20 protein-coding genes are annotated in these 24,634 nt (G+C 72.5%); 6 read left to right on the forward strand and 14 right to left on the reverse strand.

What is annotated here, in order from left to right; genetic code table 11:
- Positions 1 to 96: 96 nt before the first annotated feature.
- A complete protein-coding gene (locus KBX43_RS05440) occupies positions 97 to 1,128 on the reverse strand; it encodes a 3-isopropylmalate dehydrogenase (RefSeq protein ID WP_030500874.1) in 1,032 nt (343 codons plus the stop codon).
- 219 nt (positions 1,129 to 1,347) lie between these two features.
- Here KBX43_RS05440 and KBX43_RS05445 point away from each other — a divergent pair, with 219 nt between their 5' ends.
- Positions 1,348 to 2,220, forward strand: coding sequence for an FAD:protein FMN transferase (locus KBX43_RS05445; RefSeq protein WP_043325992.1), 873 nt, complete (start codon positions 1,348 to 1,350; stop codon positions 2,218 to 2,220).
- A 296-nt stretch (positions 2,221 to 2,516) separates the two neighbouring features.
- Entirely contained in the window at positions 2,517 to 2,870 is a 354-nt protein-coding gene (locus KBX43_RS05450) for a hypothetical protein (RefSeq protein ID WP_030500876.1), read from the forward strand.
- Between the two features lie 60 nt (positions 2,871 to 2,930).
- On the opposite strand, the gene serA is transcribed toward KBX43_RS05450, so the two are convergent.
- The 5 genes from serA to KBX43_RS05475 all read right to left on the reverse strand — a co-directional run bounded on the left by serA (position 2,931) and on the right by KBX43_RS05475 (position 10,957).
- Positions 2,931 to 4,529 (reverse strand): phosphoglycerate dehydrogenase, encoded by a 1,599-nt coding sequence (gene serA / locus KBX43_RS05455; RefSeq protein ID WP_210883542.1) that lies wholly within the window; start codon positions 4,527 to 4,529, stop codon positions 2,931 to 2,933.
- Between the two features lie 315 nt (positions 4,530 to 4,844).
- The gene (gene ilvC / locus KBX43_RS05460) at positions 4,845 to 5,858 is read right to left on the reverse strand and encodes a ketol-acid reductoisomerase (RefSeq protein ID WP_043325996.1); all 1,014 of its coding nucleotides are present in this window, start codon (positions 5,856 to 5,858) and stop codon (positions 4,845 to 4,847) included.
- A gap of 59 nt (positions 5,859 to 5,917) precedes the next feature.
- Positions 5,918 to 6,433 (reverse strand): acetolactate synthase small subunit, encoded by a 516-nt coding sequence (gene ilvN, locus KBX43_RS05465; RefSeq protein ID WP_018786257.1) that lies wholly within the window; start codon positions 6,431 to 6,433, stop codon positions 5,918 to 5,920.
- Positions 6,434 to 8,329, reverse strand: a complete 1,896-nt coding sequence (locus tag KBX43_RS05470) for an acetolactate synthase large subunit (RefSeq protein ID WP_069087633.1) — start codon at positions 8,327 to 8,329, stop codon at positions 6,434 to 6,436.
- Positions 8,330 to 8,509: 180 nt separating this feature from the next.
- On the reverse strand, positions 8,510 to 10,957 hold the full coding sequence (locus KBX43_RS05475; protein WP_064446998.1) for a bifunctional diguanylate cyclase/phosphodiesterase: 2,448 nt from the start codon (positions 10,955 to 10,957) through the stop codon (positions 8,510 to 8,512).
- Between the two features lie 110 nt (positions 10,958 to 11,067).
- Between KBX43_RS05475 and ilvD the strand changes: the two genes are divergently transcribed.
- Both ilvD and KBX43_RS05485 read left to right on the forward strand, forming a co-directional pair.
- The gene (gene ilvD, locus KBX43_RS05480) at positions 11,068 to 12,915 is read left to right on the forward strand and encodes a dihydroxy-acid dehydratase (RefSeq protein ID WP_082931014.1); all 1,848 of its coding nucleotides are present in this window, start codon (positions 11,068 to 11,070) and stop codon (positions 12,913 to 12,915) included.
- 82 nt (positions 12,916 to 12,997) lie between these two features.
- A complete protein-coding gene (locus tag KBX43_RS05485; protein ID WP_307851474.1) occupies positions 12,998 to 13,720 on the forward strand; it encodes a hypothetical protein in 723 nt (240 codons plus the stop codon).
- Positions 13,721 to 13,797: 77 nt separating this feature from the next.
- On the opposite strand, the gene KBX43_RS05490 is transcribed toward KBX43_RS05485, so the two are convergent.
- Entirely contained in the window at positions 13,798 to 13,971 is a 174-nt protein-coding gene (locus tag KBX43_RS05490; protein WP_210883544.1) for a hypothetical protein, read from the reverse strand.
- A 53-nt stretch (positions 13,972 to 14,024) separates the two neighbouring features.
- Complete coding sequence (locus tag KBX43_RS05495; RefSeq protein WP_210883546.1) at positions 14,025 to 14,729, reverse strand: TetR/AcrR family transcriptional regulator C-terminal domain-containing protein; 705 nt, start codon at positions 14,727 to 14,729, stop codon at positions 14,025 to 14,027.
- Positions 14,730 to 14,814: 85 nt separating this feature from the next.
- Between KBX43_RS05495 and KBX43_RS05500 the strand changes: the two genes are divergently transcribed.
- Positions 14,815 to 15,498 (forward strand): DUF4386 domain-containing protein, encoded by a 684-nt coding sequence (locus KBX43_RS05500; protein ID WP_113971849.1) that lies wholly within the window; start codon positions 14,815 to 14,817, stop codon positions 15,496 to 15,498.
- Here KBX43_RS05500 and KBX43_RS05505 read toward each other — a convergent pair.
- From KBX43_RS05505 to KBX43_RS05530, 6 genes are all read right to left on the reverse strand, one after another.
- On the reverse strand, positions 15,495 to 17,189 hold the full coding sequence (locus KBX43_RS05505) for a SulP family inorganic anion transporter (RefSeq protein ID WP_043326022.1): 1,695 nt from the start codon (positions 17,187 to 17,189) through the stop codon (positions 15,495 to 15,497). The two genes, KBX43_RS05500 and KBX43_RS05505, sit on opposite strands and share 4 nt — an antisense overlap.
- A complete protein-coding gene (locus KBX43_RS05510) occupies positions 17,186 to 17,524 on the reverse strand; it encodes a helix-turn-helix transcriptional regulator (RefSeq protein WP_043326024.1) in 339 nt (112 codons plus the stop codon). Before KBX43_RS05510 ends, KBX43_RS05505 begins: the two co-directional genes overlap by 4 nt.
- 81 nt (positions 17,525 to 17,605) lie before the next feature.
- A complete protein-coding gene (locus KBX43_RS05515) occupies positions 17,606 to 20,053 on the reverse strand; it encodes a glycoside hydrolase family 2 protein (protein ID WP_210883548.1) in 2,448 nt (815 codons plus the stop codon).
- Entirely contained in the window at positions 20,050 to 20,910 is an 861-nt protein-coding gene (locus tag KBX43_RS05520) for a carbohydrate ABC transporter permease (protein WP_113971852.1), read from the reverse strand. Before KBX43_RS05520 ends, KBX43_RS05515 begins: the two co-directional genes overlap by 4 nt.
- Positions 20,907 to 21,908 carry a carbohydrate ABC transporter permease gene (locus KBX43_RS05525; protein ID WP_210883550.1) on the reverse strand — a complete coding sequence of 334 codons (1,002 nt, stop codon included), beginning with the start codon at positions 21,906 to 21,908 and terminating at the stop codon, positions 20,907 to 20,909. Before KBX43_RS05525 ends, KBX43_RS05520 begins: the two co-directional genes overlap by 4 nt.
- Positions 21,909 to 21,978: 70 nt before the next feature.
- The gene (locus KBX43_RS05530) at positions 21,979 to 23,262 is read right to left on the reverse strand and encodes an ABC transporter substrate-binding protein (RefSeq protein ID WP_069087623.1); all 1,284 of its coding nucleotides are present in this window, start codon (positions 23,260 to 23,262) and stop codon (positions 21,979 to 21,981) included.
- Between the two features lie 339 nt (positions 23,263 to 23,601).
- On the opposite strand from KBX43_RS05530, the gene KBX43_RS05535 reads away from it, so the two are divergent.
- Positions 23,602 to 24,627, forward strand: coding sequence for a LacI family DNA-binding transcriptional regulator (locus KBX43_RS05535; RefSeq protein WP_113971853.1), 1,026 nt, complete (start codon positions 23,602 to 23,604; stop codon positions 24,625 to 24,627).
- The last annotated feature ends 7 nt before the right edge of the window (positions 24,628 to 24,634 follow it).

The raw sequence follows: 24,634 nt of genomic DNA on the forward strand, positions 1-24,634 counted from the left end.
CGCCCTCGGACGGCTGCGCCGCACCGGACCGCCGAATCGGGCCCGGAGACGGGTCTGGCGGCCCGTTACCGGGCCGCCAGGTGAGGATCGGCCCGGTCAGGATACGGCGTACCCGGCGAGCCGGTCGCCGACCTCCTCGGTGCGCAGCGGCGCGCCGGGCGTACGCGCGGCCAGCTCGGCGCCGACCGCGGCGGTGACCCGGGCGGCGGCGTCGGCGTGGCCGAGCTGGTCCAGCAGCAGCGCGGCGGAGAGCACGGCGGCGACCGGGTCGGCGACGCCCTTGCCGGCGATGTCCGGCGCGGAGCCGTGCACCGGCTCGAACATCGACGGGTAGCGCCCCTCCGGGTTGATGCAGCCGCTGGCCGCCAGCCCGATGCCACCGGTGACCGCGGCGGCGATGTCGGTGAGGATGTCGCCGAAGAGGTTGTCGGTGACCACCACGTCGTACCGGGACGGGTTGGTCACCAGGAACATCGCGGCGGCGTCGATGTGCTGGTACTCGGTGGTGACGTCGGGGTGCTCGGCGGCCACCGCGGCGAAGGCGCGCGACCAGAGCGAACCGGCGTGGGTGAGCACGTTGGTCTTGTGCACGAGCGTGACCTTGCGCCGTTCGCGACGGCGGGCGCGGGCGAAGGCGTCGCGGATGACCCGCTCGACGCCGTGCCGGGTGTTCAGGCTCTCCTCGGTGGCCACCTCGGCCGGGGTGTCCCGGTGCAGCGCGCCTCCGGCGCCCGCGTACAGCCCCTCGGTGCCCTCGCGGACCACCACGAGGTCGACCTCGCCGGGCTTGACCGCGGCGAGCGGGCCGCCGACGCCGGGCCAGAGCCGGGACGGTCGCAGGTTGACGTACTGGTCGAAGGCGAACCGGAGCTTGAGCAGCAGGCCGCGCTCCAGCACGCCCGGCGGCACGGTCGGGTCGCCGACCGCGCCGAGCAGGATCGCGTCGTGACCGGCCAGCTCGTCGAGGACGGAGTCGGGCAGCGCCTCGCCGGTGCGGTGCCAGCGCGCCGCGCCCAGGTCGTACTCGGTGGCCTCGATGCCGGGCAGCACCGCGTCGAGGACCTTGCGGGCCTGCGCGACCACCTCGGGTCCGATGCCGTCGCCGGCCACCACCGCGATGCGTGCCACCTGATGCTCCTCGTCTCGACGTTCCCGGCAACGGTACGTCGGTGTCCCGCCCCCCGGTACGAATCTTCCACCATTCGGGAACGCGAGTCACAGGATCCTCCCAGCTGACACCCATGGCGCGGTCATCTCCACTGCTTAGGGTCGGGTTTCATCGGGTCGACGCAGGCCCGGAACCGGCCACCGCCGCGACACGGCGGCGACCACCGAGGGGCAGGTGTCATGCGGATCGAGCACCGGCGGACCCACTGGGCGGACGAGCAACCACGTACCCGCTGGGTCGACCAGTCCGCGTTCCGCCCGGTCCGTCCGGACCTGCACCTGGGCGCCAGCAGCCACCGCGTCGAGCGGCCCGGCGCCGGCGCGTCCGGCCGGATCACCGTCCGGCACACGGTGGCCACCTCGACCGCCGACTACACACTGCTGCTCAACGCGCCCGAGTGGCTGGGCCACCGGGTGGTGGGCGAGGCGCTGCGGGACGCCGTCGCCGAACTGCGCGCCATCGACCTCACCTACGGACCGAACCGGCCGGACAGCCTCGTGTCCCGGCTGCGCCGCGACGAGATCAGCCCCGACTCGTACCCCCCGCTGGCCGACCTGATCGACCTCTGCGCGTCGATGCGGGCGGCGACCGACGGCTGGTTCGACGCCTGGGCCGTGCCCGGCGGCTTCGACCCGGGCGGCCTGCTCGGCGGCTGGGCCGTGGAGCGGGCCGCGGCGCGGTTGCGCGCCGCCGGCATCCACGACTACGCCGTGCTCAGCGGCGCCGACCTGACGGTACGCGGGCGCGCGGCGCACGGCGGGCCGTGGCGCGTGGCCGTGCACCACCCCACCGACACCCGGCGCACGCCGCTCGTGCTGGAGATGACGACCGGCGCGGTGGGCACCTCCGGTGTCACCGGGCGGCGGGGGCACGTGATCGACCCGCACACCGGCGAGCCGACCGACCGCCTGGCGGCCGCAACCGTGATCGGCCCGGACCTCGCCGTCGCCGACGCCTACGCCACCGCCCTGTACGCCGCCGGACCGGCCGGACTGGCCTGGTTCCGCCAGGACTCGGACTACCGCCCGCTGTTCGCGCAGCACCGGCGCTGAGCCGCGATCGGCCCCCGCGGTCTCGGCAACGACCGTGGGGGCCGGTCAGCGACGAGTGCGCGTGGCTCGCGCAATCGAGGGGTGCGGGCCGACGGGGCGGACGCCCGACCGCGCCACCCGAAGACGGGCCGGGGAATCGACTCAGCCGGAAACCGCAACGGTACGCTAGCGAATCGACGCAACTCGACGCAAGAGTCTCCACAGCGGACGCCGGGGAATCGGTGTCGGCAATCAGCCGGTGAACGCACGGTGGGGCAGAGGTGACGGGCCGGGCCCGGGATGGCACGCTGTCCGCCGTGAGTTTCGATCTGAGCGTGTGGGCCCTGCCGAACGGGGCGACACCGGAGCAGGTGCGGGCGGCGGTGCAGCAGTGCCGCGAGGGCTGGCACGGCAAGCAGCAACCCGACCCGAGGCTGGTCGCCTTCTACCGGGCGATCACGGCGAGCTACCCCGACGGTCCGACCCGGCCGGGTACGCCCTGGGAGGCGCCGCTGCACACGGCCGCCGACCACATCGAGATGAACCTGAACCCGACCTGCCCGGACCAGGTCCTGCTGGACATCGAACGGCTGGCCGGCGAACACGACCTGATGCTCTTCGACGCGCAGGACGGCTCGGTCTACCCGCCACCGGCCCGCGTGCGTTCCTGACCGGCCGGAACGACGAAGGGCCCGGCCGCATCCGGCCGGGCCCGATGTGTCCTGTCCGGACTACACGTCGCGCAGGTCGGCCGCGCTGGCCGCCACCGCGCCGATCGAGTCGGCGGCGGAGGTGAGCAGGTCGGCGCCGAGCGCCTGGTCGACGGTGAGCGTCATCAGCGTCTCGCCACCGGCCTCACGGCGGGCCACCTGCATGGCGGCGATGTTGACGCCGGCCTCGCCGAGCAGCGTGCCGACGGTGCCGACCACGCCGGGCCGGTCGGCGTAGCGCAGGAAGACCAGGATGCCCTCCGCGCCGATCTCGACGTCGAAGCCGTCCACCTCGGTCAGCTTGAACACGTCCCGGGCGCCGGTGTGCACCACGGTGCCGGACACCCGGACGGTACGGCCGTCCGGCAGCGCGCCGCGCACGGTCACCAGGTTCGGGTGGTCGACCGTCTCGCCCGGCGTGGCCAGCGTGACCTCGACACCCCGCTCGGCGGCCAGGTGCGGCGCGTTGACGTAGGTGACCTGCTCCTCCACCACGGAGCTGAACAGGCCCTTGGTCGCGGCGAGCTTGAGCACCGACACGTCGTGGGCGGCGATCTCGCCGCGCACCTCGACCGTGACGCTGGCGGCCACCCCGCCGGCCAGGGCGGTGAACGCCCGGCCCAGCCGCTCGGACAGCGGCAGCAGCGGGCGTACGTCCTCGGCGACCACGCCACCGGCCTGCACGTTCACCGCGTCCGGCACGAACTCGCCCTGCAGCGCCAGCTTGACGCTCTTGGCCACGGCCAGACCGGCCTTGTCCTGCGCCTCGTTCGTGGAGGCGCCCAGGTGCGGGGTGGCCACCACGTTGTCGAAGGCGAACAGCGGCGAGGAGGTGCACGGCTCCTTGGCGTACACGTCGACGCCGGCGCCGGCGACCCGGCCCTCCGCGATCGCGTCGGCGAGCGCCTGCTCGTCGACCAGCCCGCCCCGGGCCGCGTTGACGATCCGGACGCCCGGCTTGACGATCGCCAGCTCCTTCTCGCCGATCAGGCCCACCGTCTCCGGCGTCTTCGGCAGGTGGATCGAGATGAAGTCGCTCTCCCGCAGCAGCTCCTCCAGCCCGACCAGGCGGACACCGAGCTGCGCGGCGCGGGCCGGCTGGATGTACGGGTCGTACGCGATCAGCCGGGTGCCGAACGCGGCGATGCGCTGGGCGAACAGCACGCCGATGCGGCCGAGGCCGACCACGCCCACGGTCTTGCCCTGGATCTCCACGCCGGTGTACTTGGACCGCTTCCACTCGCCGGCCTTGAGCGCGGCGCTGGCGCTGGCGGTGTTGCGGGCCACCGCGAGCAGCAGCGCGACGGCCTGCTCGGCGGCGGAGACGATGTTCGAGGTGGGCGCGTTCACCACCATGACGCCCCGGGCGGTGGCGGCGGGCACCTCGACGTTGTCCAGACCGACGCCGGCCCGGGCGACCACCTTGAGCCGCGGCGCGGCCGCGATCGCCTCGGCGTCGATCTGGGTGGCGCTGCGTACGATCACCGCGTCGGCCTCGGAGAGGGCGGAGAGCAGGGCCGGGCGATCGGTGCCGTCCACGTGCCGCACGTCGAAGTCGTGGGCGAGCACCTCGATGGCGGCGGGGGCGAGTTCTTCGGCGATCAGTACGACAGGATTCATCGGTCCTCGTAGACGCTCGGTAATGGTGCGGCCTGGGACGCCGGGGCGCCGCGCTGCGCCCTACGCCGATCCGTGCCATGGCCGTCGGGTGCGCCGGGGCACCACACCAAGGATGGTAGGTGGCTGCCCGCCCGGCGTGTCCCGGAGTGCGGGGTGAGGGCCCTCACAAAGGCCCGTCGCACGCCCGTCATCCCCCGTTAACGGGTGCGGTACGGGACGAGGCGCTACTCACCGTGTCTCAACACGTGAACGCACGGCGGCCCGCAGCCGGACGCCGGGGAGAGCGTCGGGCCACGGGCCGCACGAGGGAAGAACTCAGGCGGTCTCGGTGATCGGCCGGTCGACCCAGCTCATCATGCCGCGCAGCTTCTGCCCGGTCTCCTCGATCGGGTGCGCCGCGCCCTCGGCCTGCCACTTGGCGAAGTTCGGCCGGCCGGCCTCGTCCTCGGCCACCCACTCGCGGGCGAACTCGCCGGACTGGATCTCGCCGAGGATCTTGCGCATCTCCTCCTTGACCCGCGAGTCGATCACGCGCGGGCCACGGGACAGGTCGCCGTACTCGGCGGTGTCGGAGATGCTGTAGCGCATCCGGGCGATGCCGCCCTCGTACATCAGGTCGACGATCAGCTTCAGCTCGTGCAGGCACTCGAAGTAGGCCACCTCGGGCGCGTAGCCGGCCTCGGTGAGCACCTCGAAACCGGTCTGCACCAGCGCCGCCGCGCCGCCGCAGAGCACCGCCTGCTCGCCGAACAGGTCGGTCTCGGTCTCCTCGGTGAACGTGGTCCGGATCGCGCCGGCGCGGGTGCCGCCGATCGCCTTGGCGTACGCCAGAGCCAGGCCGAACGCGTTGCCGCTGGCGTCCTGCTCGACGGCGACCAGGCAGGGCACGCCCTTGCCGTCGACGTACTGGCGGCGGACCAGGTGACCGGGGCCCTTCGGGGCGACCATCGCCACGTCCACGTCGGCCGGGGGCTTGATCAGGCCGTACCGGATGTTGAAGCCGTGCCCGAAGAACAGCGCCTTGCCCGCGGTCAGGTTCGGCGCGATGGCCTCGGCGTAGATGTGCCGCTGGGCCGTGTCCGGCGCCAGGATCATGATCACGTCGGCCTCGGCGGCCGCCTCGGCGGGCGTGAGCACCCGCAGGCCCTGCTCCTCGGCCTTCGGCCGGCTCTTCGACCCGGCGGGCAGGCCGATCACCACGTCGACGCCCGAGTCGCGCAGCGACAGCGCGTGCGCGTGGCCCTGGCTGCCGTACCCGATCACGGCGACCTTGCGGCCCTGGATCAGGCCCAGGTCGGCGTCGTCGTCGTAGAACACCTCAACGCTCATTGACTTCCCTTTCGTACGGCGGAGCCCGTCGGCCCGTCGAAAAAACTTGTGGGTACGGATCAGGCGGCGCGCAGGGCCGGGCCGGCGGTGATGGCCCGGGAACCCCGCCCGATGGCCACCGTGCCGGACTGGACCATCTCCTTGATGCCGAACGGCTCCAGGTCACGCAGCAGCGCGTCGAGCTTGTCCGGCGTGCCGGTGGCCTCGATCGTCAGCGTGTCCGGCGCGACGTCGACCACCCGGGCACGGAACAGGCCGACCGTCTCCAGCACCTGGGCGCGGGCCGTGCGGTCCGCGCGGACCTTGACCAGCAGCAACTCCCGCGCCACCGACACCTGCGGATCCAGCTCCACGATCTTGAGTACGTTGACCAGCTTGTTGAGCTGCTTGGTCACCTGCTCCAGCGGCGAGGACTCGGCGTTGACCACGATGGTGATGCGGGAGACGTCCGGGTTCTCGGTCTCGCCGACGGCGAGGCTGTCGATGTTGAACCCGCGCCGGGAGAACAGCCCGGAGACCCGGGCCAGGACGCCCGGCTTGTTCTCCACCAGCACGGACAGCGTGTGCATCGTCATTTAGAGTTCGTCCTCGTCGAAAGCAGGGCGCACGCCCCGCGCGAACATGATCTCGTCGTTGCTGGTGCCGGCGGCGACCATCGGCCAGACCATCGCGTCCTTGCCGACCACGAAGTCGATGACCACCGGCGCGTCGTTGATCGCCATGGCCGCCTCGATGGTCTTGTCCACGTCGGCGGCGTTCTCGCAGCGCAGCCCGACGCAGCCGAGCGCCTCGGCGAGCTTGACGAAGTCCGGGATGCGGTGCTTGTGCGTGCCCAGCTCGGTGTTGGAGTAGCGCTCCCCGTAGAACAGGGTCTGCCACTGCCGCACCATGCCCAGGTTGCCGTTGTTGATCACGGCGACCTTGACCGGGATGCCCTCCAGCGCGCAGGTGGCCAGCTCCTGGTTGGTCATCTGGAAGCAGCCGTCGCCGTCGACCGCCCACACGGTGGTGTCCGGCTTGCCGACCTTGGCCCCCATCGCGGCCGGGACGGCGTAGCCCATGGTGCCCAGGCCACCGGAGTTGAGCCAGGTGTGCGGCTTCTCGTACGAGATGAACTGGCTGGCCCACATCTGGTGCTGGCCGACGCCCGCCACGTAGATCGCGTCCGGGCCGGCGATCTCGCCCAGCCGCTTGATCACGTACTGCGGGGAGAGCGTGCCGTCGGCCGGCTCCTCGAAACCGAGCGGGTACCGCTCGCGCAGGTCGTCGAGCTGCGCCCACCAGTCGGTCAGGTCGACCGACGGGTGCGCGGCCTGCTCGGCGGTGACCGCCGCGATCAGCTCGTCGATGACGTGCCGCGCGTCGCCCACGATCGGGACGTCGGCGTGCCGGTTCTTGCCGATCTCGGCCGGGTCGATGTCGGCGTGGACCACAGTCGCGTCCGGCGCGAACGAGTCGAGCTTGCCGGTCACCCGGTCGTCGAAGCGGGCGCCCAGCGCCACGATCAGGTCGGCCTTCTGCAGGCCGTAGACCGCGGCCACGGTGCCGTGCATGCCCGGCATGCCCAGGTGCTGACGGTGCGAGTCGGGGAACGCGCCGAGCGCCATCAGCGTGGTGACCACCGGGATGCCGGTCTGCTCGGCCAGCTTGCGCAGCCCCTCGGTGGCGCCGGCCTTGAGCACGCCGCCGCCGACGTAGAGCACCGGACGGCGGGCCGAGGTCATCAGCCGGGCCGCCTCGCGGATCTGCTTGCCGTGCGGGTGCAGCGTGGGCCGGTAGCCGGGCAGGTCGAGCGCGGGCGGCCAGGAGAAGGTCGCCGGCGCCTGGAGCACGTCCTTCGGGATGTCGACGAGCACCGGGCCGGGCCGGCCGGTCGCGGCCAGGTGGAACGCCTCGGCCAGCACCCGCGGGATCTCGTCGGCCGTCTGCACCAGGAAGTTGTGCTTGGTGATCGGCAGCGTGATGCCCTGGATGTCCGCCTCCTGGAAGGCGTCCGTGCCGATCGACGGCCGGGCCACCTGGCCGGTGATCGCCACCATCGGCACCGAGTCCATGTAGGCGTCGGCGATCGGCGTCACCAGGTTCGTCGCGCCCGGGCCGGAGGTGGCGATGCAGACGCCCACCCGGCCGGTGGCCTGCGCGTAACCGGTGGCCGCGTGCCCGGCGCCCTGCTCGTGCCGGACCAGGATGTGGCGGACCGTGGAGTCGTAGAGCGGGTCGTACGCGGGCAGGATCGCACCGCCCGGAATGCCGAAGACCACGTCGACGCCGAGCGCCTCCAGCGACCGCACGAGCGAACCGGCGCCCGAGACCTGCGCGGTGGCGGGCTCCCGTACGGGCGTCTCGGTGGTGGCGGCCGCCGGGGCGGCACGGCCGGGGCGGGCGGCGGAGTCGGAGTCACCGGCCGCGCCGGTGCCGGAACGGGCACGGCGGGCGGAGTGGGCGAGGGTCTCTGGCGTGGGTCTCGTCATGGCGGTTCAAGCCTTCGGAAGTGAGTGGGTGACGCGCTTCTCAGGATGGGACGCGGAGGTCCCGCGATGGGTCCGACGGCAACAAAAAAGCCCACGTGCAGGATGCACGGGGCCAGCGCACTCTCGGTGGGAGAGTGCGCTCAGGTAAGTACTCGCGGCGACCGGTTCGACGACATGCGGCTAAGCCTGACGCATCTCACGCGATGAGTCAACTGATCCCACATTTTGGTTCACGGACGTGGGCGTTTCGGCACCCGGCATGCCCTCCACCCCCGGCGTCACCTGCGAAGATCCCTCCATCGGAGGACGCTGGGCGGGCACCGTGGCGGGCGGGTTGTTGCGCAGCCGGGGCAGCAACGGAGACGGGCTGTGCGCCGGCGGCGCCGGTGGTGTCTGCGGCATCGCGGTGTGCCGGTTCCCGGGCGCGGTCGCCGCCTCCAGCATCGCCTCCAGGTGCTCGGCCGGCACGCCCCAGCCGAACAGCGCCCCCTGACCGAACCGGCAGCCGGCGGCCACCACCGCGGCCAGCTCGGTCGGGTTGGTCACGCCCTCGGCGATCACCTCCAGGCCGAGCTGATGCCCCAGGCGCATGACGATGTCGACCATCGGCGCGAAGGCCGGACCGTCCCGCCCGACCGGCCGGACCGGCTCGTGCTCGGCGACCAGACTGTGGTCGATCTTGAGAATGTCGATCGGCAGCCGCCGGAGCTGGCCGAGCGACGAGTAGCCGGCGCCGAAGTCGTCCAGCGCGATCCGGACGCCGGTCAGCCGCAGCGCGGTGAGCCGCCGGATCAGCTCGTCCAGGTCGGTGGCGACCGCGTGCTCGGTCACCTCCAGCACCAGCCGCTGCGGCGGCACGTGGTGCGCGCGCAGCGCCTCGGCGACCTGGACCACGTACTCCGGCGCGTGCAGCTCGCGCGGTGAGACGTTCACCGACACCCACACGTCGTGCCCGTCGGCGAGCCAGCGGGAGAGCTGGTAGCAGGCCTGGTGCAGCACCCACGCGCCGAGCTTGGCGATCATCCCGCACTCCTCGGCGAGCGGGATGAACTCGTCCGGCCGGACGTTGCCCAGCTCCGGGTGCCGCCAGCGCAGCAGCGCCTCGGCGCCGACCGGACGCACCGACGGCAGCGAGGCCACCGGCTGGAAGACCAGCCGCAGCTCGTCGCGCTCGATCGCGCCGCGCAGCTCGTGCTCCAGCCGGGTACGCCGGCTCAGCAACTGGTCGTACGTGGCGTCGTAGCGCTCGATCCGGTTCTTGCCCCGCTGCTTGGCGTAGCGCAGCGCCAGGTCGGCGTTGCGCAGCAGCAGCTCCACGTCCGCGTCGCCGTGCCCGGCCGCCACGCCGATGCTCACCGACAGGAAGACCGGACCGTCCCCCTGCTCGTACGGGCGGCCGAGCACCCCGAGCAGCCGGTCGGCCACCGGGCCGGGATCGGCCGACCCGTGCATCAGCACCGCGAACTCGTCGCCGCCGAGCCGGGCCGCCAGGTCACCCGGCCGCAGGTTGCCCCGCAGCCGCCGCCCCACCTCGATCAGCACCGCGTCGCCGACGTCGTGGCCCCGCATGTCGTTGACGTTCTTGAACCCGTCCAGGTCGAGCCCGAGCAGGACGCAGGGCACGCCCGACTCGGCGCAGCGGTGCAGGGCCCGCAGCAGCCCGCGCCGGTTCGCCAGCCCGGTGAGCGGGTCGGTGTGCGCCAGCTCACGGAAGTGCGCCTCCCGCTCGGCCAGCCGGCCCGCGTAGCCGCGTACGTCGTTGAGCGCCAGGTACTGCCGGGTGACCAGGGCGAAGCCCTCGACCGTGCCGGCCACGATGGCGTACCCGTCGAACCCGCCACCCTGCACCAGGTGGTACATCGCGGAGGCGGCGATGGCGAACATCGGCACGAAGGCGTACTCGCCGTCGCGGCGGATGAGATCGACGTCGAGCTGCGTCAGGTCGGCCCGGCGTCCGGCCACGGCGGTGGCGAGCAGGCCGGCGGCGGTCAGCGTGGCGCCGGTCAGCGCCAGGCCGGGACCGGCCTGGCAGAGCCCGGCCGAGACGCCCAGACCGCCCGCGGTGACCGCTATCGCGCCGACGCCGAGCAGGGTCAGCCACCCGCGTGGCGGCGCGACCCGCAGCACCAGGATCACGGTCAGCCCGGTGGTCAGCGCCGCGATGATCGAGGCCAGCACGATCGGCAGGCAGGCGACCGGGGTGGCGTCACCGAGCAGCCGGGTCGGCTCGCTGAACGCCACCCAGCCGACGAACCAGAGCGCGCTGCCCATGATCAGGCCGTCCAGCAGCAGCCGGGCGGTGGCGGCGCGGGTCGCGGCGGCGCCGGGCAGCCGGAGCACGGCGGCGCCGAGGCCGAGCCCGGCGAGCGTGGTGCCCACCGCGACCACTGCCGCCCAGCCGGTCCGCTGGCCCTGCCGGTGCGCCCAGTGGTCCCCGGCCGCGAGCAGACCGCCGAGACCGACCAGCAGGCTGAGCAGGGCCGCCCCGGCGGCGACGGCCAGCAGCAGGTGGGCCTGCCGCCGAGGGCCGGTGCGACGCCGCGCGGACGCGGCGAGCAGCACCGTGGCGGCGGCCGCGGCGATCCCGCTCAGCGCCGCGACGGTGACCATCCCCGGGGACGACTGCACGCGTCAACTGTGCCGGATGAGCGCCCCCCGTGGGGCACCGGGTGTGCAACTGTTGGGACACAGGGTGCGCGGCGGGGGCGCGCCGCCGGGATGGTGTCAGACTGGTTGTCATGCCTGAGCTGCGGTCGAGGACCTCCACCCACGGTCGGACGATGGCCGGCGCCCGGGCCCTGTGGCGGGCCACCGGGATGACCGACGACGACTTCGGCAAGCCGATCGTCGCCATCGCCAACAGTTTCACCCAGTTCGTACCCGGTCACGTCCACCTCAAGGACCTCGGCGGCCTGGTCGCCGACGCGGTGGCCGAGGCCGGCGGCGTGGGGCGGGAGTTCAACACCATCGCCGTGGACGACGGCATCGCCATGGGCCACGGCGGCATGCTCTACTCCCTGCCCAGCCGGGAGCTGATCGCCGACGCGGTCGAGTACATGGTCAACGCGCACTGCGCGGACGCCCTGGTCTGCATCTCCAACTGCGACAAGATCACCCCGGGCATGCTGCTCGCCGCGCTGCGGCTCAACATCCCCACCGTCTTCGTCTCCGGCGGCCCGATGGAGGCCGGCAAGACGGTGGCGATCGAGGGAGTCGTGCACTCCAAGATCGACCTGATCGACGCCATGATCGCCTCCTCGAACGAGGCGGTCACCGACGACCAGCTCGGCGAGATCGAGCGCTCCGCCTGCCCGACCTGCGGGTCCTGCTCCGGCATGTTCACCGCCAACTCGATGAACTGCCTCACCGAGGCGATCGGCCTCGCGCTACCAGGCAACGGCTCGACGCTCGCCACCCACGCCGCGCGCCGGTCGCTGTTCGTCGAGGCCGGGCGCACGATCGTGGAGATCGCCAAGCAGTGGTACGAGAACGACGACGCCTCGGTGCTGCCGCGCTCGATCGCCGGCCGGGAGGCGTTCGAGAACGCGATCGCCCTCGACGTGGCCATGGGCGGCTCCACGAACACGGTGCTGCACCTGCTCGCCGCCGCCCGCGAGGCGGAGCTGGACTTCGGCGTCGCCGACATCGACGCGATCTCCCGCCGGGTGCCGTGCCTGGCCAAGGTCGCCCCGAACTCGCCGAACTACCACATGGAGGACGTGCACCGGGCCGGCGGCATCCCGGCCATCCTCGGTGAGCTGGACCGCGCCGGGCTGCTGCACCGAGACGTGCGCGCGGTGCACTCCCCCGGCCTCGACAAGTGGCTGGCCGACTGGGACGTGCGCGGCGGCTCGGCCACGCGAGAGGCGATCGAGCTGTTCCACGCCGCCCCGGGCGGCGTGCGCACCACCGAGCCGTTCTCCACCACCAACCGCTGGTCGTCGCTGGACACCGACGCGGCCGGAGGCTGCATCCGGGACCGGGAGCACGCCTACAGCGCGGACGGCGGCCTGGCCATCCTGCACGGCAACCTCGCGCCGGCCGGCTGCGTGGTGAAGACCGCCGGCGTGCCCGAGGAGTGCCTGACGTTCCGCGGCCCGGCCAAGGTCTACGAGTCGCAGGACGACGCGGTGACCGCGATCCTCGCCAAGGAGATCGTCGCCGGGGACGTCGTGGTGATCCGGTACGAGGGCCCGAAGGGCGGCCCCGGCATGCAGGAGATGCTCTACCCGACCTCGTTCCTCAAGGGCCGGGGGCTGGGCCGCTCCTGCGCGCTGCTCACCGACGGCCGGTTCTCCGGCGGCACCTCCGGCCTGTCCATCGGGCACGTCTCCCCGGAGGCCGCCTCCGGTGGGCTGATCGCGCTGGTCCGCGACGGCGACGAGATCGTCATCGACATCCCGGGCCGGTCGATCGAGCTGAACGTGCCCGCCGACGAGCTGGAGGCGCGCCGGGTGGCCGAGGAGAAGCGGGACCGCCCGTACACCCCGGTCGACCGGCAGCGTCCGGTGTCGGCGGCGCTGCGCGCGTACGCCTCGATGGCGACCTCGGCCAGCGACGGCGCCTACCGCCGCGTCCCCGAGTGATGTAAGGAAGGGCCCCTTCTTAACGCCTCCGGTAGAGGAGGGGGCCCTTCTTAACACCCGCACGCCGGTAGGGTCCGGCGGCGTGGAGACGACGGTGAGTTACGCGCGACTGGTCCGGCCGGCGATCGACCGGGTGTACGTGGGCGCCCGCTGGGCAGCGCGCGCCCGGATGGAGGCGTTCTACGCCGAGCGGGGCTGCACACTCGGCGCGGAGAACAGCTTCTTCTCCGGTGTGCTGGCCCGGCCGATGCCCGCCGAAGCGCTGGCCGACGGCCTGATCTACACCCCCGGAAGCATGGACGAGGAACTGGCGCAGGGCGTCGTCGTCCGGGACGACGAGGGCGCGTGGCACCTCACCGACCTGGGCCGGGAACTGACGCTGTTCGCCCAGCGGGCCACCGGCGAGGCCGCCGAGGAACTGTGGGCCATGCTGCCGGGCGTGCTGCCCGGCCTGGGCATCGTGCCCCGGCTCGCCGACCTGGTCGGCCGGGTGCTGGCGCACGCGCAGGCCACCGGCGGGCCGGTGTTCCGGGCGATGTCCCCGCCGTACGAGCCGGAAGGGGCCTCCCCGGCGCTGCTGCTCGTCACCCGGCTGGGCTCGCTGCGGCACCACCGCGCGGACGCGCACCGGGCCGCGTGGCGGGCCGCCGGGCTGACCGCCGACGAGATCCGCGCGCTGCCGGACGGCCCGGAACGCGCGGCGATCGAGGCGGACACCGACCGCCGCGACGAGCCGGCGTACGCGGCGCTCACCGAGGCCGAGCGCTGGGAACTGCTGGCCGGCCTCGCCGCACTGCCCAACTAGCGCCCCGCGGCCTCCGCGGCCATCGGGTGGAACGTCATGGGTGTCTCGGGACCCGTTTGACACCCATGACGTTTCACTCACCGCTGGGTGGGGTCCTCCTCGGCCGGGGCGGTGCCATCTATCGGCAGGCCGAACTCCGCCGGTGAGTTCTCGTCGGTGCCGTCCAGGTCCGCGTGCGGCTCGTCCGGGACGACGTCGTCGGGATCGGCGCCTCCGGCGTGCAGTTCGGACAGCTCAACCGGATCAGTCATGCCGTGCTGGTACCCGTCCGACGCCGCCCGAACCCGCCCGAGGGCCGACGGGGTCAGGCGCGCGGCAGGTGTCGTTCGAGGCCGTCGAAGAGCAGGTCGAGGGTGAACTCGAACTCGGTCTGCGAGTCGCACCAGCCCAGCGTCGGATCGGCCGCGTCGTGCGTCTCGGCGGCCACCATCGCGGCCAGGTGCGGCAGCCGTTCGGCCAGCGCCGCCATCTCCGCTTCCGCGGCTGCGGCGTCGGCCGCCCCGCCCGCGTCCGGGCGGAACACCTCCTGGGCGAAGCCGAGCGCCATGCTGCCGAACGCGTGCAGCGCCCGGTGGGCGATCCGGTACGAGAAGCCGCCGTCGACGAGCGTGGCGAGGATGCCGTCGTAGTAGGCGTACACCCCGGCGGGGACGGTCGGGCGCGAGCTGAGCAGCGCGGGGGCCCACGGGTGCCGCAGCATGACCGCGCGCGCGGCGAGGAAGCGCAGCCGCAGCCGGGTATGCCAGTCGCCGCCGGGCGCGTCCGCCTCGGCACGCTCGGCGGCCGAGGTGATCTCCGTGGCGACCGCGTCCACGAGGCCGTCGAGCAGTCCGGCCTTGCCGGGTAGGTGGTGGTAGAGCGACATGGCCTCGACGCCGAGTTCGGCGGCGAGCCGGCGCATCGTCAGCGCCTCCATCCCTTCGGCGTCGACAAGGGCGATCGCGCTGGCCAGGGCCCGCTCGCGGCTCAGCGGCTCCCGAGGTTTCCGCGCTCCCATCCGGCTCTCCATCTCCCCTTGACCTTACAACGTATGGTTGGCCTTACGGCGTAAGGCAAGCCCCGCCACCGCGTCGCTCACCCCCGAAGGAGCCGCCATGCACCAGCTGATCCGTACCGCCCGGGTGACCGGGCTGTTCTACCTCGGGCTCGCCGTCACCGGCGCGCTGGGGTTCCTCACCGTCCGGCCGATGATCTTCAACCCGGACGACGCGGGCGCGACGTTCGCCAACCTGGTGGCCCACGAGTCGCTGGCCCGCGTCGGCGTCGCCCTCGAACTGCTCGTCGTCCTCACCCAGGCGCTCACCGCCGTCTGGTTCCACCGCCTGTTCCGGACTGTCGACAGCACCGCATCGGGCAGCATCGCCGCCTTCGGGCTCGTCAACGCGGTCGCGATCCTGGGCAGCGCCGCAGTGCTCGCGACGGCCCTGGGGGTGGCGACCGGCGGGCCGGGCGACGCCAACACGGTCCAGCTGCTCTACCTGGTCAGCGGGAACCTGTGGGAGGTGGGCGGCCTCTTCTTCGGGCTCTGGCTGGTGCCGATGGGCTGGTGCGCGCTCCGGTCGGGCTGGCTGCCCCGACCGCTGGGCCGGCTCCTCGTCGCCGGTGGCGTCGGCTACGTGCTCATGACGTTCGTCGCGTACCTCGCCCCCGGCGCCGGCATCGTCGGCGATCTGCTGGTGGTGCCCGCCACGGTGGGCGAGGTGTGGATCCTCGGCTACCTGATCATCTTCGGCGTGCGAAAGCGCGCGGAGACGGATGCCAGGGCGACCGCGGCCTAGGCGGGGCTCGCGGCCAGGGCGACACCCCGGGCGTACCGGATGGCGGCCGGGGTGTCCGCGAACACCAGGCCCTCGCGGCGCAGCTCCTCGGCGACGCCGAGCGTGCTGAGCACCTGGTCGTGGCCCGGGGTGATGCCGGAGAGCAGCACCGTGATCCCCCGGGCGCGCAGCCGGGCGATGGCGTCGCCGAGCACCTGCGCGCCGGTGGCGTCGATGGTGGAGACGCGGGACATCCGCAGGATCACCACCCGCACGTCGGCCACCTCGGCCAACTCCAGCAGGAACGTGTGCGCGGCGGCGAAGAAGAGCGGCCCGTCCAGCCGGTACGCGACGATGTGCTCGGCGAGCAGCGCGTGCTCCTCGGCGCTGTGCTCGCCGGTGTCCAGCGGCACCTGTTCCAGCTTGGCGCTGCGGGCCACCGCGCGCAGCGCCAGCACGACCGCGACGGCGAGCCCGACGACCACAGCTGTCACCAGGTCCCAGATGACGGTGACGGCGAACGTCAGCACCAGCACCACCGCGTCGGCGCGGGTGGCCCGCATCAGCGCCAGCAGGGAGGCGGCCTCCACCATCCGGACGGTGGTGGCGAGCAGCACCCCGGCCAGGGCGGCCAGCGGGATGCGCCCGACGAGCGGGGCGGCCGCGAGCACGATCGCGGCGAGGGCCACCGCGTGGGTGAGCGCGGCGAGCTTCGAGGACGCCCCGGCGCGGACGTTCACCGCGGTACGGGCGATGGCGGCGGTCGCCGGGATGCCGCCGAAGACCGGGGAGGCGAGGTTGGCCAGGCCCTGGCCGAACAGTTCGCGGTCCGGGTCGTGCCGCTCGCCGACTGTCATGCCGTCGGCCACGGTGGCGGAGAGCAGGCTCTCCAGCGCGGCGAGCGCGGCCACGGCGAGGGCGCTGGGCAGCAGCACGCCCAGCGCGCCGAGGTCGACGAAGTCCAGCGACGGCGCGGGCAGCCCCTGCGGCAGCTCGCCGATCCGGGCCAGGTCGATCGGGGCCAGCTCGGCGAGGAGCGTCGCGGCGGCCACCCCGACCAGGGAGAACGGCACGGCGGGCCGCCACCGGCCGCCGAGCAGCATCAGCGCCGCCACGCCGAGCGCGACAGCGATCGCGGCGGGCCGGGGATGCGCGGCGAACCGGGCGACCGCGTCGGCGGCCACCGCCCACACCTTCTCGCCGTGCGCGCCGGTGACGCCGAGCGCGGCCGGCACCTGTTGCAGCGCGATGACCACGGCGATGCCGGCGGTGAACCCCTCGATCACCGGGGACGGCAGGTAGCGGACGTACCGGCCGAGGCGGGCCAGGGCGAGCGCGATCAGGATCAGCCCGGCCAGCGCGCCGACCATCAGCACGCCACCGGCGCCGAACTGCTGCACCACCGGCACCAGCACGACAGTCATCGCTCCGGTGGGGCCGGAGACCTGGAGGTTGGAGCCGCCGAAGACCGCCGCGACCGCTCCGGCGACGACGGCGGTGACCAGTCCGGCCTGCGCGCCGAGGCCGGAGGTGACGCCGAAGGCGAGCGCCAGGGGCAGCGCCACCACGGCGACGGTGAGCCCGGCGAGCAGGTCGCGCCGGGGCGAGCGGCGCGCCGCCGCCCAGTCGGCCCGGCCGGGCAGCAGCCCGCGGAACAGCCGGCCCGTCTGCCGTACGACGTCACCGGCGCGAAGGGCAGTCGCCGCGCTCACCGGTCCGTCCCCGAGGCCCGCAGCTCGTCCAGCAGGCCGTCCCGGTCGGTGAGGACCGCGCCGAGGATGCGCCGACCGGCGGCGAGCAGGTCCGCCACGTCGGGGGTGCTGAGCGCGTACATGACGAGGGGGCCGTCCCGGTACGAGGTGACCATGCCGGCGCGGCGCAGCACGGCGAGCTGCTGGGAGAGGTTGGACGCCTCCACGTCGATGGCGGCGAGCAGGTCGCGGACCGGTTTCGGCCCGTCCTGGAGCAGTTCGAGCACCCGGATGCGCACGGGGTGCCCGAGGGTGCGGAACAGCTCCGCCTTGGCCTGGTACAGCGGCACCGACACGACACACCCCTCCGACGACGACTCTGAAGACTTTAGCACTTGCATAAATCTTCACATCGACGGAGATGGAGGGCGTCCCGCTCAGGCCAGGTCGTTGACGCAGCGCAGCACCGGCCGGGAGGTGAGCGCCTCGGCATCCAGCGGGCACGTGGTGCTCACCGTGAAGACGACGCTCTCCCCCGGCAGCAGCGTCACCAGCGCCCGGTCCACCTCCGCGGCCGGATCGAGGCGGTCCGGGAACAGCGTCAGGTCGCGCAGCACCGTCCGCGCGGTCACCCGGACCCGCCGTCCGCCGTCCACCGGCTCGACCGCCGCGTCCCACTGCGCCGCCGGCCACCGCACGTCGCGGTCCTCGGCGAAGAACCACAGCGCGCGCTCCGCGGCGTCCCCGGCGTCCGCGACGAGCAGTTCCGCGCGGCCGTCGTCCGGCCGCGCCAGCTCCGCCGGCAGTTCCACCACGACCGAGGAGTACGCCGGGACGTCGAGGTCGACCGAGGTCTTCGCCCTCGGCTCCCCGGTGACGGTCAGCCGGGTGACGGTGGCCGGCCCGCGCCACGCCTGCGCGGTCTCGTTCACCGCCACCAGCGCCGGCCGGCCGTCGCGCGGCTGCACGGTGAGCAGCCAGTCGGCGTAGGCGCGGCGCAGCGCGTACCACAGGGGTTTGCGGCGCCCGTCGCCGTCGATCGCCGACCACGACGTGACCGGCCAGCAGTCGTTGAGCTGCCACACGACGGTGCCGGCGCACACCGGCCGGTGCGAGCGGAAGTGCTCCACGCCGAGCTGGATGGCGCGGGCCTGGTTGAGCTGGGTGAGGTAGTGCCAGTCGTCGAAGTCGGCGGGCGGCGGCAGGTGGGCGTCGAGCCCGCGCCGCAGCTTGCCGTCCCCGTCGGCCGCCTTCTGGTGGTGCGCCATGCCCGGCGAGTCGTGCGCGAGCGGGTCGTCGGAGAGGGCCCGGCGCAGCGTCGCGTACGCGGGCGGCGCCTGGTAGCCGAACTCGGCCACGAAGCGCGGCACGTAATCCCGGTAGCGCGTGTAGTCGTCGGTGTTCCACACGTCCCAGATGTGCGTGGTGCCGTGCGCCGGGTCGTTGGGGTGAAGTTCCTCGCTGCCGGACCAGGGACTGCCCGGCCAGTACGGGACGGTCGGGTCCAGCTCCCCGACGACGGCGGGGAGCAGCTCCAGGTAGTAGCCGCGCCCCCAGGTGCGCCCGGCCAGGGGTTCCTGCCAGTCCCAGTCGTGCCAGCCCCAGATGTTCTCGTTGTTGCCGGTCCAGAGCACCAGCGACGGGTGCCCGGCGAGCCGGGTGACCTGCTCCCGCGCCTCCGCCTCGACCTCGGTGCGGAACGGTTCCTCCTCCGGGTACGCCGCGCAGGCGAACAGGAAGTCCTGCTGCACCAGCAATCCCATCTCGTCGGCCAGGTCGTAGAAGTCGTCCGACTCGTACCGGCCGCCGCCCCAGACGCGCAGCAGGTTGACGTGCGCGCCGGCCGCCTGGCCGAACCGCTGCGCCAGGCGCTCCCGGGTGACCCGGTTCGGGAACGCGTCGTCGGGGATCCAGTTGACGCCCCTGACGAACACCGGCACGTCGTTGACGTGCAGCGCGAACGGGGTGCCGTGCGCGTCGGGCGTGGTGTCCAGGCGTACCGAGCGGAACCCGATCCGGCGGGACGCGGCGTCCAGCTCCCGGCCGTCGGCGGCGTGCAGGGTGGCGTCGAGGTCGTAGCGGGGCTGGTCGCCGTACCCGATCGGCCACCACAGCGCGGGGTCCGCGACGGTGAGCGTCACGACGGCGGTCCGCTCCCCCGCCGGTACGGCGATCTCGGCGGTGACCCCGGCGACATCGGCGCGGACGGTCAGCGGCTCGTCGCCGGTCCGCTCGACCTCGGCGTGCAGCTCGACCCGGCCGACGCCGTCGACCACGGTGACGATCGGCCGCACCGACGCGAGCCGGGCGGTGGACCAGGCGTGCAGGCCGATGTCGCGCCAGATGCCGGCGGTGACGAGCGTCGGTCCCCAATCCCAGCCGAAGTTGCAGGCGGTCTTGCGGATGAAGTGGAACGGCTCCGGGTACGCGTTCGGCCGGTCACCGAGCCGGTCCCGGTGCGCCTCGGCATACCGGTACGGGGAGTCGAAGCGTACGGCCAGGGTGTTGCCGTGCGGGCGCAGCAGCGCGCGGACGTCGAAGCGGTACGAGCGGTGCTGGTTCTCGGTGCGGCCGACCTCGACGCCGTTGAGCGTGACGGTGGCGACCGTGTCCAGGCCGGCGCAGACCAGGTCGACCCGCTCTTCGTCGCCGGGCTGCCATCCGAACGTCGTCTCGTAGACCCAGTCGGTGCGGCCGATCCAGGTGAGGCGGTTCTCGTTGTCGTCCAGGTACGGGTCGGGGATGAGGCCGGCCGCGAGCAGGTCGGTGTGCACGCATCCGGGCACTGTCGCCGGCACCGCCGTTCCGGCGATCTCCGGCGGCACCGCCGGACCGGGCTCGGCCCGCAGCGTCCATCCCTCGTGCAGCAGAGTTCGACGGCTCACGACTTCACCGCGCCTTCCATGATTCCGCGGACGATCTGACGTCCACCGATGAACAGCATGACCAGCAGGGGCACGGTGGCGATGAACGCGCCAGCGAGCACCCGCCGGTAGATCACGTAGTTGCCGCTTGCGAGGTCGGAGACCGCCACCATCGACGTCGGGTAGTCGGTGCCGCTGAGCGTGATGAGCGGCCACTGGAAGTCGTTCCAGGTGGCGACGAACGTGAGCAGGCCGAGCACCGCCAGCGCCGGGCGGATCGCGGGGAGCACGATGGTCGCGTACACCCGCATGGTCGTGGCGCCGTCGACCCGGGCCGACTCGATCAGCTCGTCCGGGACGGTGTTCAGGATGAACTGCCGCATGTAGAACACGCCGAACGCGGTGACCAGGCCGGGCGCGATGACCGCGAGCAGCGTGCCGTTCCAGCCGAGCCTGCCCATCACGATGTAGAGCGCCACGATGCCGAGCTGGTTGGGCACGGTGAGCGTGAGCACCACGAACAGCATCAGCGCGCGGCTGCCCCGGAAGCGCAGCTTGGCGAACGCGAAGCCGGCCAGCGAGCAGAAGAACAGCACCGAGGCGGTCACCACCAAGGAGACGATGACGCTGTTGATCAGCGACGCGGCGAAGTAGACGTCCTGGAGGGAGAAGACCTCCTCGACGTTCGTCAGGAACCGGTCGCCGGGGACCACCGCGGGTGGCAGCTTCGCCAGCGCCTCGTCGTTGCTCGTGGCGATGACGAACATCCAGTAGAGCGGGAACGCGGCGAACAGCATGCTGACCGCGAGCAGCAGGTAGGTCCAGAGCCCGGCCGGGGTGTCCTGCGGGGCCCGGGCCACCACACGTCGGGTCGTCACCGGCGGCCTCCGGAGAGTCGGTTGGTCAGCAGGTAGTTGAGGCCGGCCACGATCAGGATGATCAGGAACAACGCCCAGGACATGGCGGCGGCGTAGCCGAGGTTGAGGTCCTTCCAGCCGACCTTGTAGATGAGCTGGGCGATGGTCTGCCATTCGCCGTCCGGCCCGCCGGTGGCGGCCTGCGCGTTCGGGTCGAACAGCATCGGCTCGGTGAACAACTGCAACCCGCCGATGGTGGAGAGGATGACTGTGAACAGGACCACCGGCTGGATCATCGGCACGGTTATCCGCCAGAGCTGCTTCCACTGCCCGGCGCCGTCGATGGCGGCGGCCTCGTAGACGTCGCGCGGGATGGACTGCATGGCGGCCAGGTAGAGCAGCGCGTTGTAGCCGATCCACTTCCAGTTGACCATGGTGGCGATGGCGATCCAGGCCTGGAGCTTGCCGGCCCGCCAGTCGATCGGGTCGTCCGCGCCGCCGATGCCGAGCAGGCCGAGCACCCAGTTGGCCATGCCGAAGTCGCGGGAGAAGAAGACGCTGAACACCATCGTCGAGGCCACGATCGGTGTCACGTACGGCAGCAGGACACCCACCCGCCACCAGGTCTGCGCCCGCAGCTTGCGGTTGAGCAGCGACGCGACGAGCAGCGCGAGCAGCAGTTGCGGCACTGTGGAGAGCAGGAAGATGCCGAACGTGTTGGCCAGGGCGTTCCAGAAGTCCTCGTCGGCGATCAGGCGGCTGAAGTTCTCCAGGCCCGCCCAGTACGGCAGCGTCGGGTCGTCCAGGCGGTAGTTGCGCAGCGACACGACCGCGTTGAACAGCAGCGGGAACAGCCCGAACACGAGGAAGAGCAGGAAGAACGGCGCGATCATCAGGTACGGCATGTAGCGCATGTCGAAGCGGTACAGCCGGTCGCGCCAGGTCATCCGCCGGTCGCCGGCACTGCCGCCCTGCGGCGCGGGTGGGCGGCGGGGCGGTGCGGCACGGGTGCTGGACATCTGTTCACTCCAGGGCCGGGAGATCGGACGATGACGGGGCGGGCCGGGCCGCCCCGTCACCGCTGACACGTCAGGACTTCGCGGCCTTCTCGGCCTCCTTGACCGCCTCGTTCCAGGCGGCGTCGGACTTGAGCGACTTGTTCTCCACCCGCCGGATCACGTTCTCCACCGCCACCCGGGTCGGGCCGTTCTTGCGGCCCAGGTACTGCGGGGTGAGGCCCTGCGCCATCTTCGGGAAGATCTGGCCGACCGGGGCGTCGTTGAAGAACGGGTTCTTGAAGTCGGCGATGGCCGGGTCGGTGTAGAGCGCCGGCTGCGACGGCAGGTTGCCGACCTTCTTGAAGATCTCGATCTGCTGTTCCGGCGCGACCAGCCAGGTCAGCAGCTTGTACGCCTCGTCGACGTTCTTGCCCTGCTTCGGCAACGTCAGGAACGATCCGCCCCAGTTGCCGCCGCCACCCGGTACCGCGGCGATGTCCCACTTGCCCTCGGTGCCGGGCGCGGTGTCCTTGATGTGGCCGAGCATCCAGGCCGGGCAGGCGAGCACCGCGAACGCGCCGCTGGTGAAGCCCTTGTCCCAGTCGGCCTGGAAGCTGACCAGGTTCGCCGAGAGCCCGGCACCGACGGCCTTGACCGTGTAGTCGAACGCGACCTTCGGGCCCTGCTCCATCCGGAGCTGGTCCTGCTCGTCGTAGAACCCGACCGGCTGCTGACCGAGGATCGGGTTGAACAGGTTGGTGCCGGCGTCGATGAACTTCTTCTTCGTCGTGGTGGTGTACTGCTGGCCGACCTCGATGAACCTGTCCCAGGTGGGCCAGAGCGCTGACACCTGGTCGCGTTCGGTGGGCAGGCCGGCGGCCTTGAACAGGTCGGTGCGGTAGCACATGGCCAGGCCGCCGACGTCGGTGCCGAGGCCGATCTGCGTCTTGCCGTCCGCCGACAGCGACTGCTTCCACTTCCAGGGCAGGTACTTACTCTCGTACGAGCCGGCGCCCTTGTCGAGCAGGTTGACGAACTTGTCGGACTGGCTTCGGAACTGGACCATGAAGCCCTCGTCGATCGCCGCGATGTCCGGCGCGCCGTTGCCCGCGACGAGCTTCTTCTGCAGGTCCTCGTGCTGGGCGTTGTACTCGCCCGAGTTGAGCTGGATCTTGACGTTCGGATGTTCGGCCTCGTACCTGGCCTTGAGGTCCTGGAGCCCGAAGTCGCCCCAGAAGTTGATTTTCAGCGTGACCTGACCACCGGCCGGGTCGGAGCCGCCGGTGGTGCTCCGGCCGCTGCAGGCGGCGATCATGACCAGGCTGACGGCACCGACGGCGGTCACCCGCGCCAGGTGCGTCCAGGACCGTCTCATCTCATCCTCCGCGCCGAAATGGGAACGCTCCCGAATATCGAGAGACGTTGACTGAACCGGATAAGTGACGCCACCGTACGGTTCCCATTCACGACTGTCAACGGCCGGTTACCGATGTGCCGATCCGGTAACCTCGCCGCCGCTCACGACCACGCTGCGGGCGGTCTCGCCGGGTCCGCGCTCTAAGCTGAACCGCACAAGCGACTGCCGCCGGATGCGGTCCACCGATGCCGCCCGCGACACCCGGACCCGGCACCGCGTGCAGTAGCGTCACCAGACGCCGGTGATCCGGCGACCGGAAGCGCCCGCGAGGGCCGGACACAGTGGAGGAACGCTCCGGTGAAGCGGCCGACCATCGCCGACGTCGCCCGGCGCGCCGGGGTCTCCAAGGGCGCGGTGTCGTACGCGCTCAACGGCCAGCCCGGCGTCTCCGAGGCGACCCGCCAGCGCATCCTCGCGATCGCCGCCGAGATCGGGTTCCGGCCCAGCAGCGCCGCCCGCGCGTTGTCCGGGGCGACCGCCAAGGCGGTCGGGCTGGCGCTGTGCCGCCCCGCCCGGATACTCGGCATCGAGCCGTTCTTCATGGAGCTGATCAGCGGCGTCGAGGCCGAGCTGTCGGCCCGCTCGTACGCGCTCACACTCCAGGTGGTCAGCGACCAGGACGCCGAGATCGCGGTCTACCGGCGGTGGTGGGCCGAACGCCGGGTCGACGGCGTGCTCGTCTGCGACCTGCGCACCGACGACCGGCGGGTGCCGGCGCTGGAGGAGCTGCAACTGCCGGCGGTGGTGATCGGCGGCCCCGGCCACACCGGCGGCCTCGCGAGCGTCTGGGCCGACGACGCGGCGGCGCTGGTCGAGACGGTGGAGTACCTGGTCGCGCTCGGCCACCGGCGCATCGCCCGGGTCGGCGGGCTGCCCTCGCTGCTGCACACCGAGATCCGCACCGAGGCGTTCACCGGCGTGTGCCGGCGGCTCGGGCTGGAGGAGGCGCAGACGGTCTGGTCCGACTACACCGGCGAGGAGGGCGCGCGGGTGACCCGCCGGCTGCTCAGCTCCGCCGCACGCCCCACCGCGGTGATCTACGACAACGACGTGATGGCGATCGCCGGGCTCTCGGTGGCCCAGGAGATGGGCCTGGCCGTCCCCGGCGACCTGTCCATCGTGGCCTGGGACGACTCGCCGCTCTGCCGGCTGGTGCACCCGCCGCTGACCGCGCTGGGCCGGGACATCCCGGCGTACGGCGCGCACGCCGCCCGGCAGCTCCTCGCCGTGATCGCGGGTGAGCCGGCCGCCGCGGTCCAGGACGAGACCGCGCACCTCACGCCGCGCGGCAGCACGGCCCCACCTCGTACGACGGACCGCTGAACCGGTT

Origin of the sequence: Micromonospora sp. C41 (assembly GCF_018070485.1) — a bacterium.
Classification (GTDB): Bacteria; Actinomycetota; Actinomycetes; order Mycobacteriales; family Micromonosporaceae; genus Micromonospora; species Micromonospora chalcea.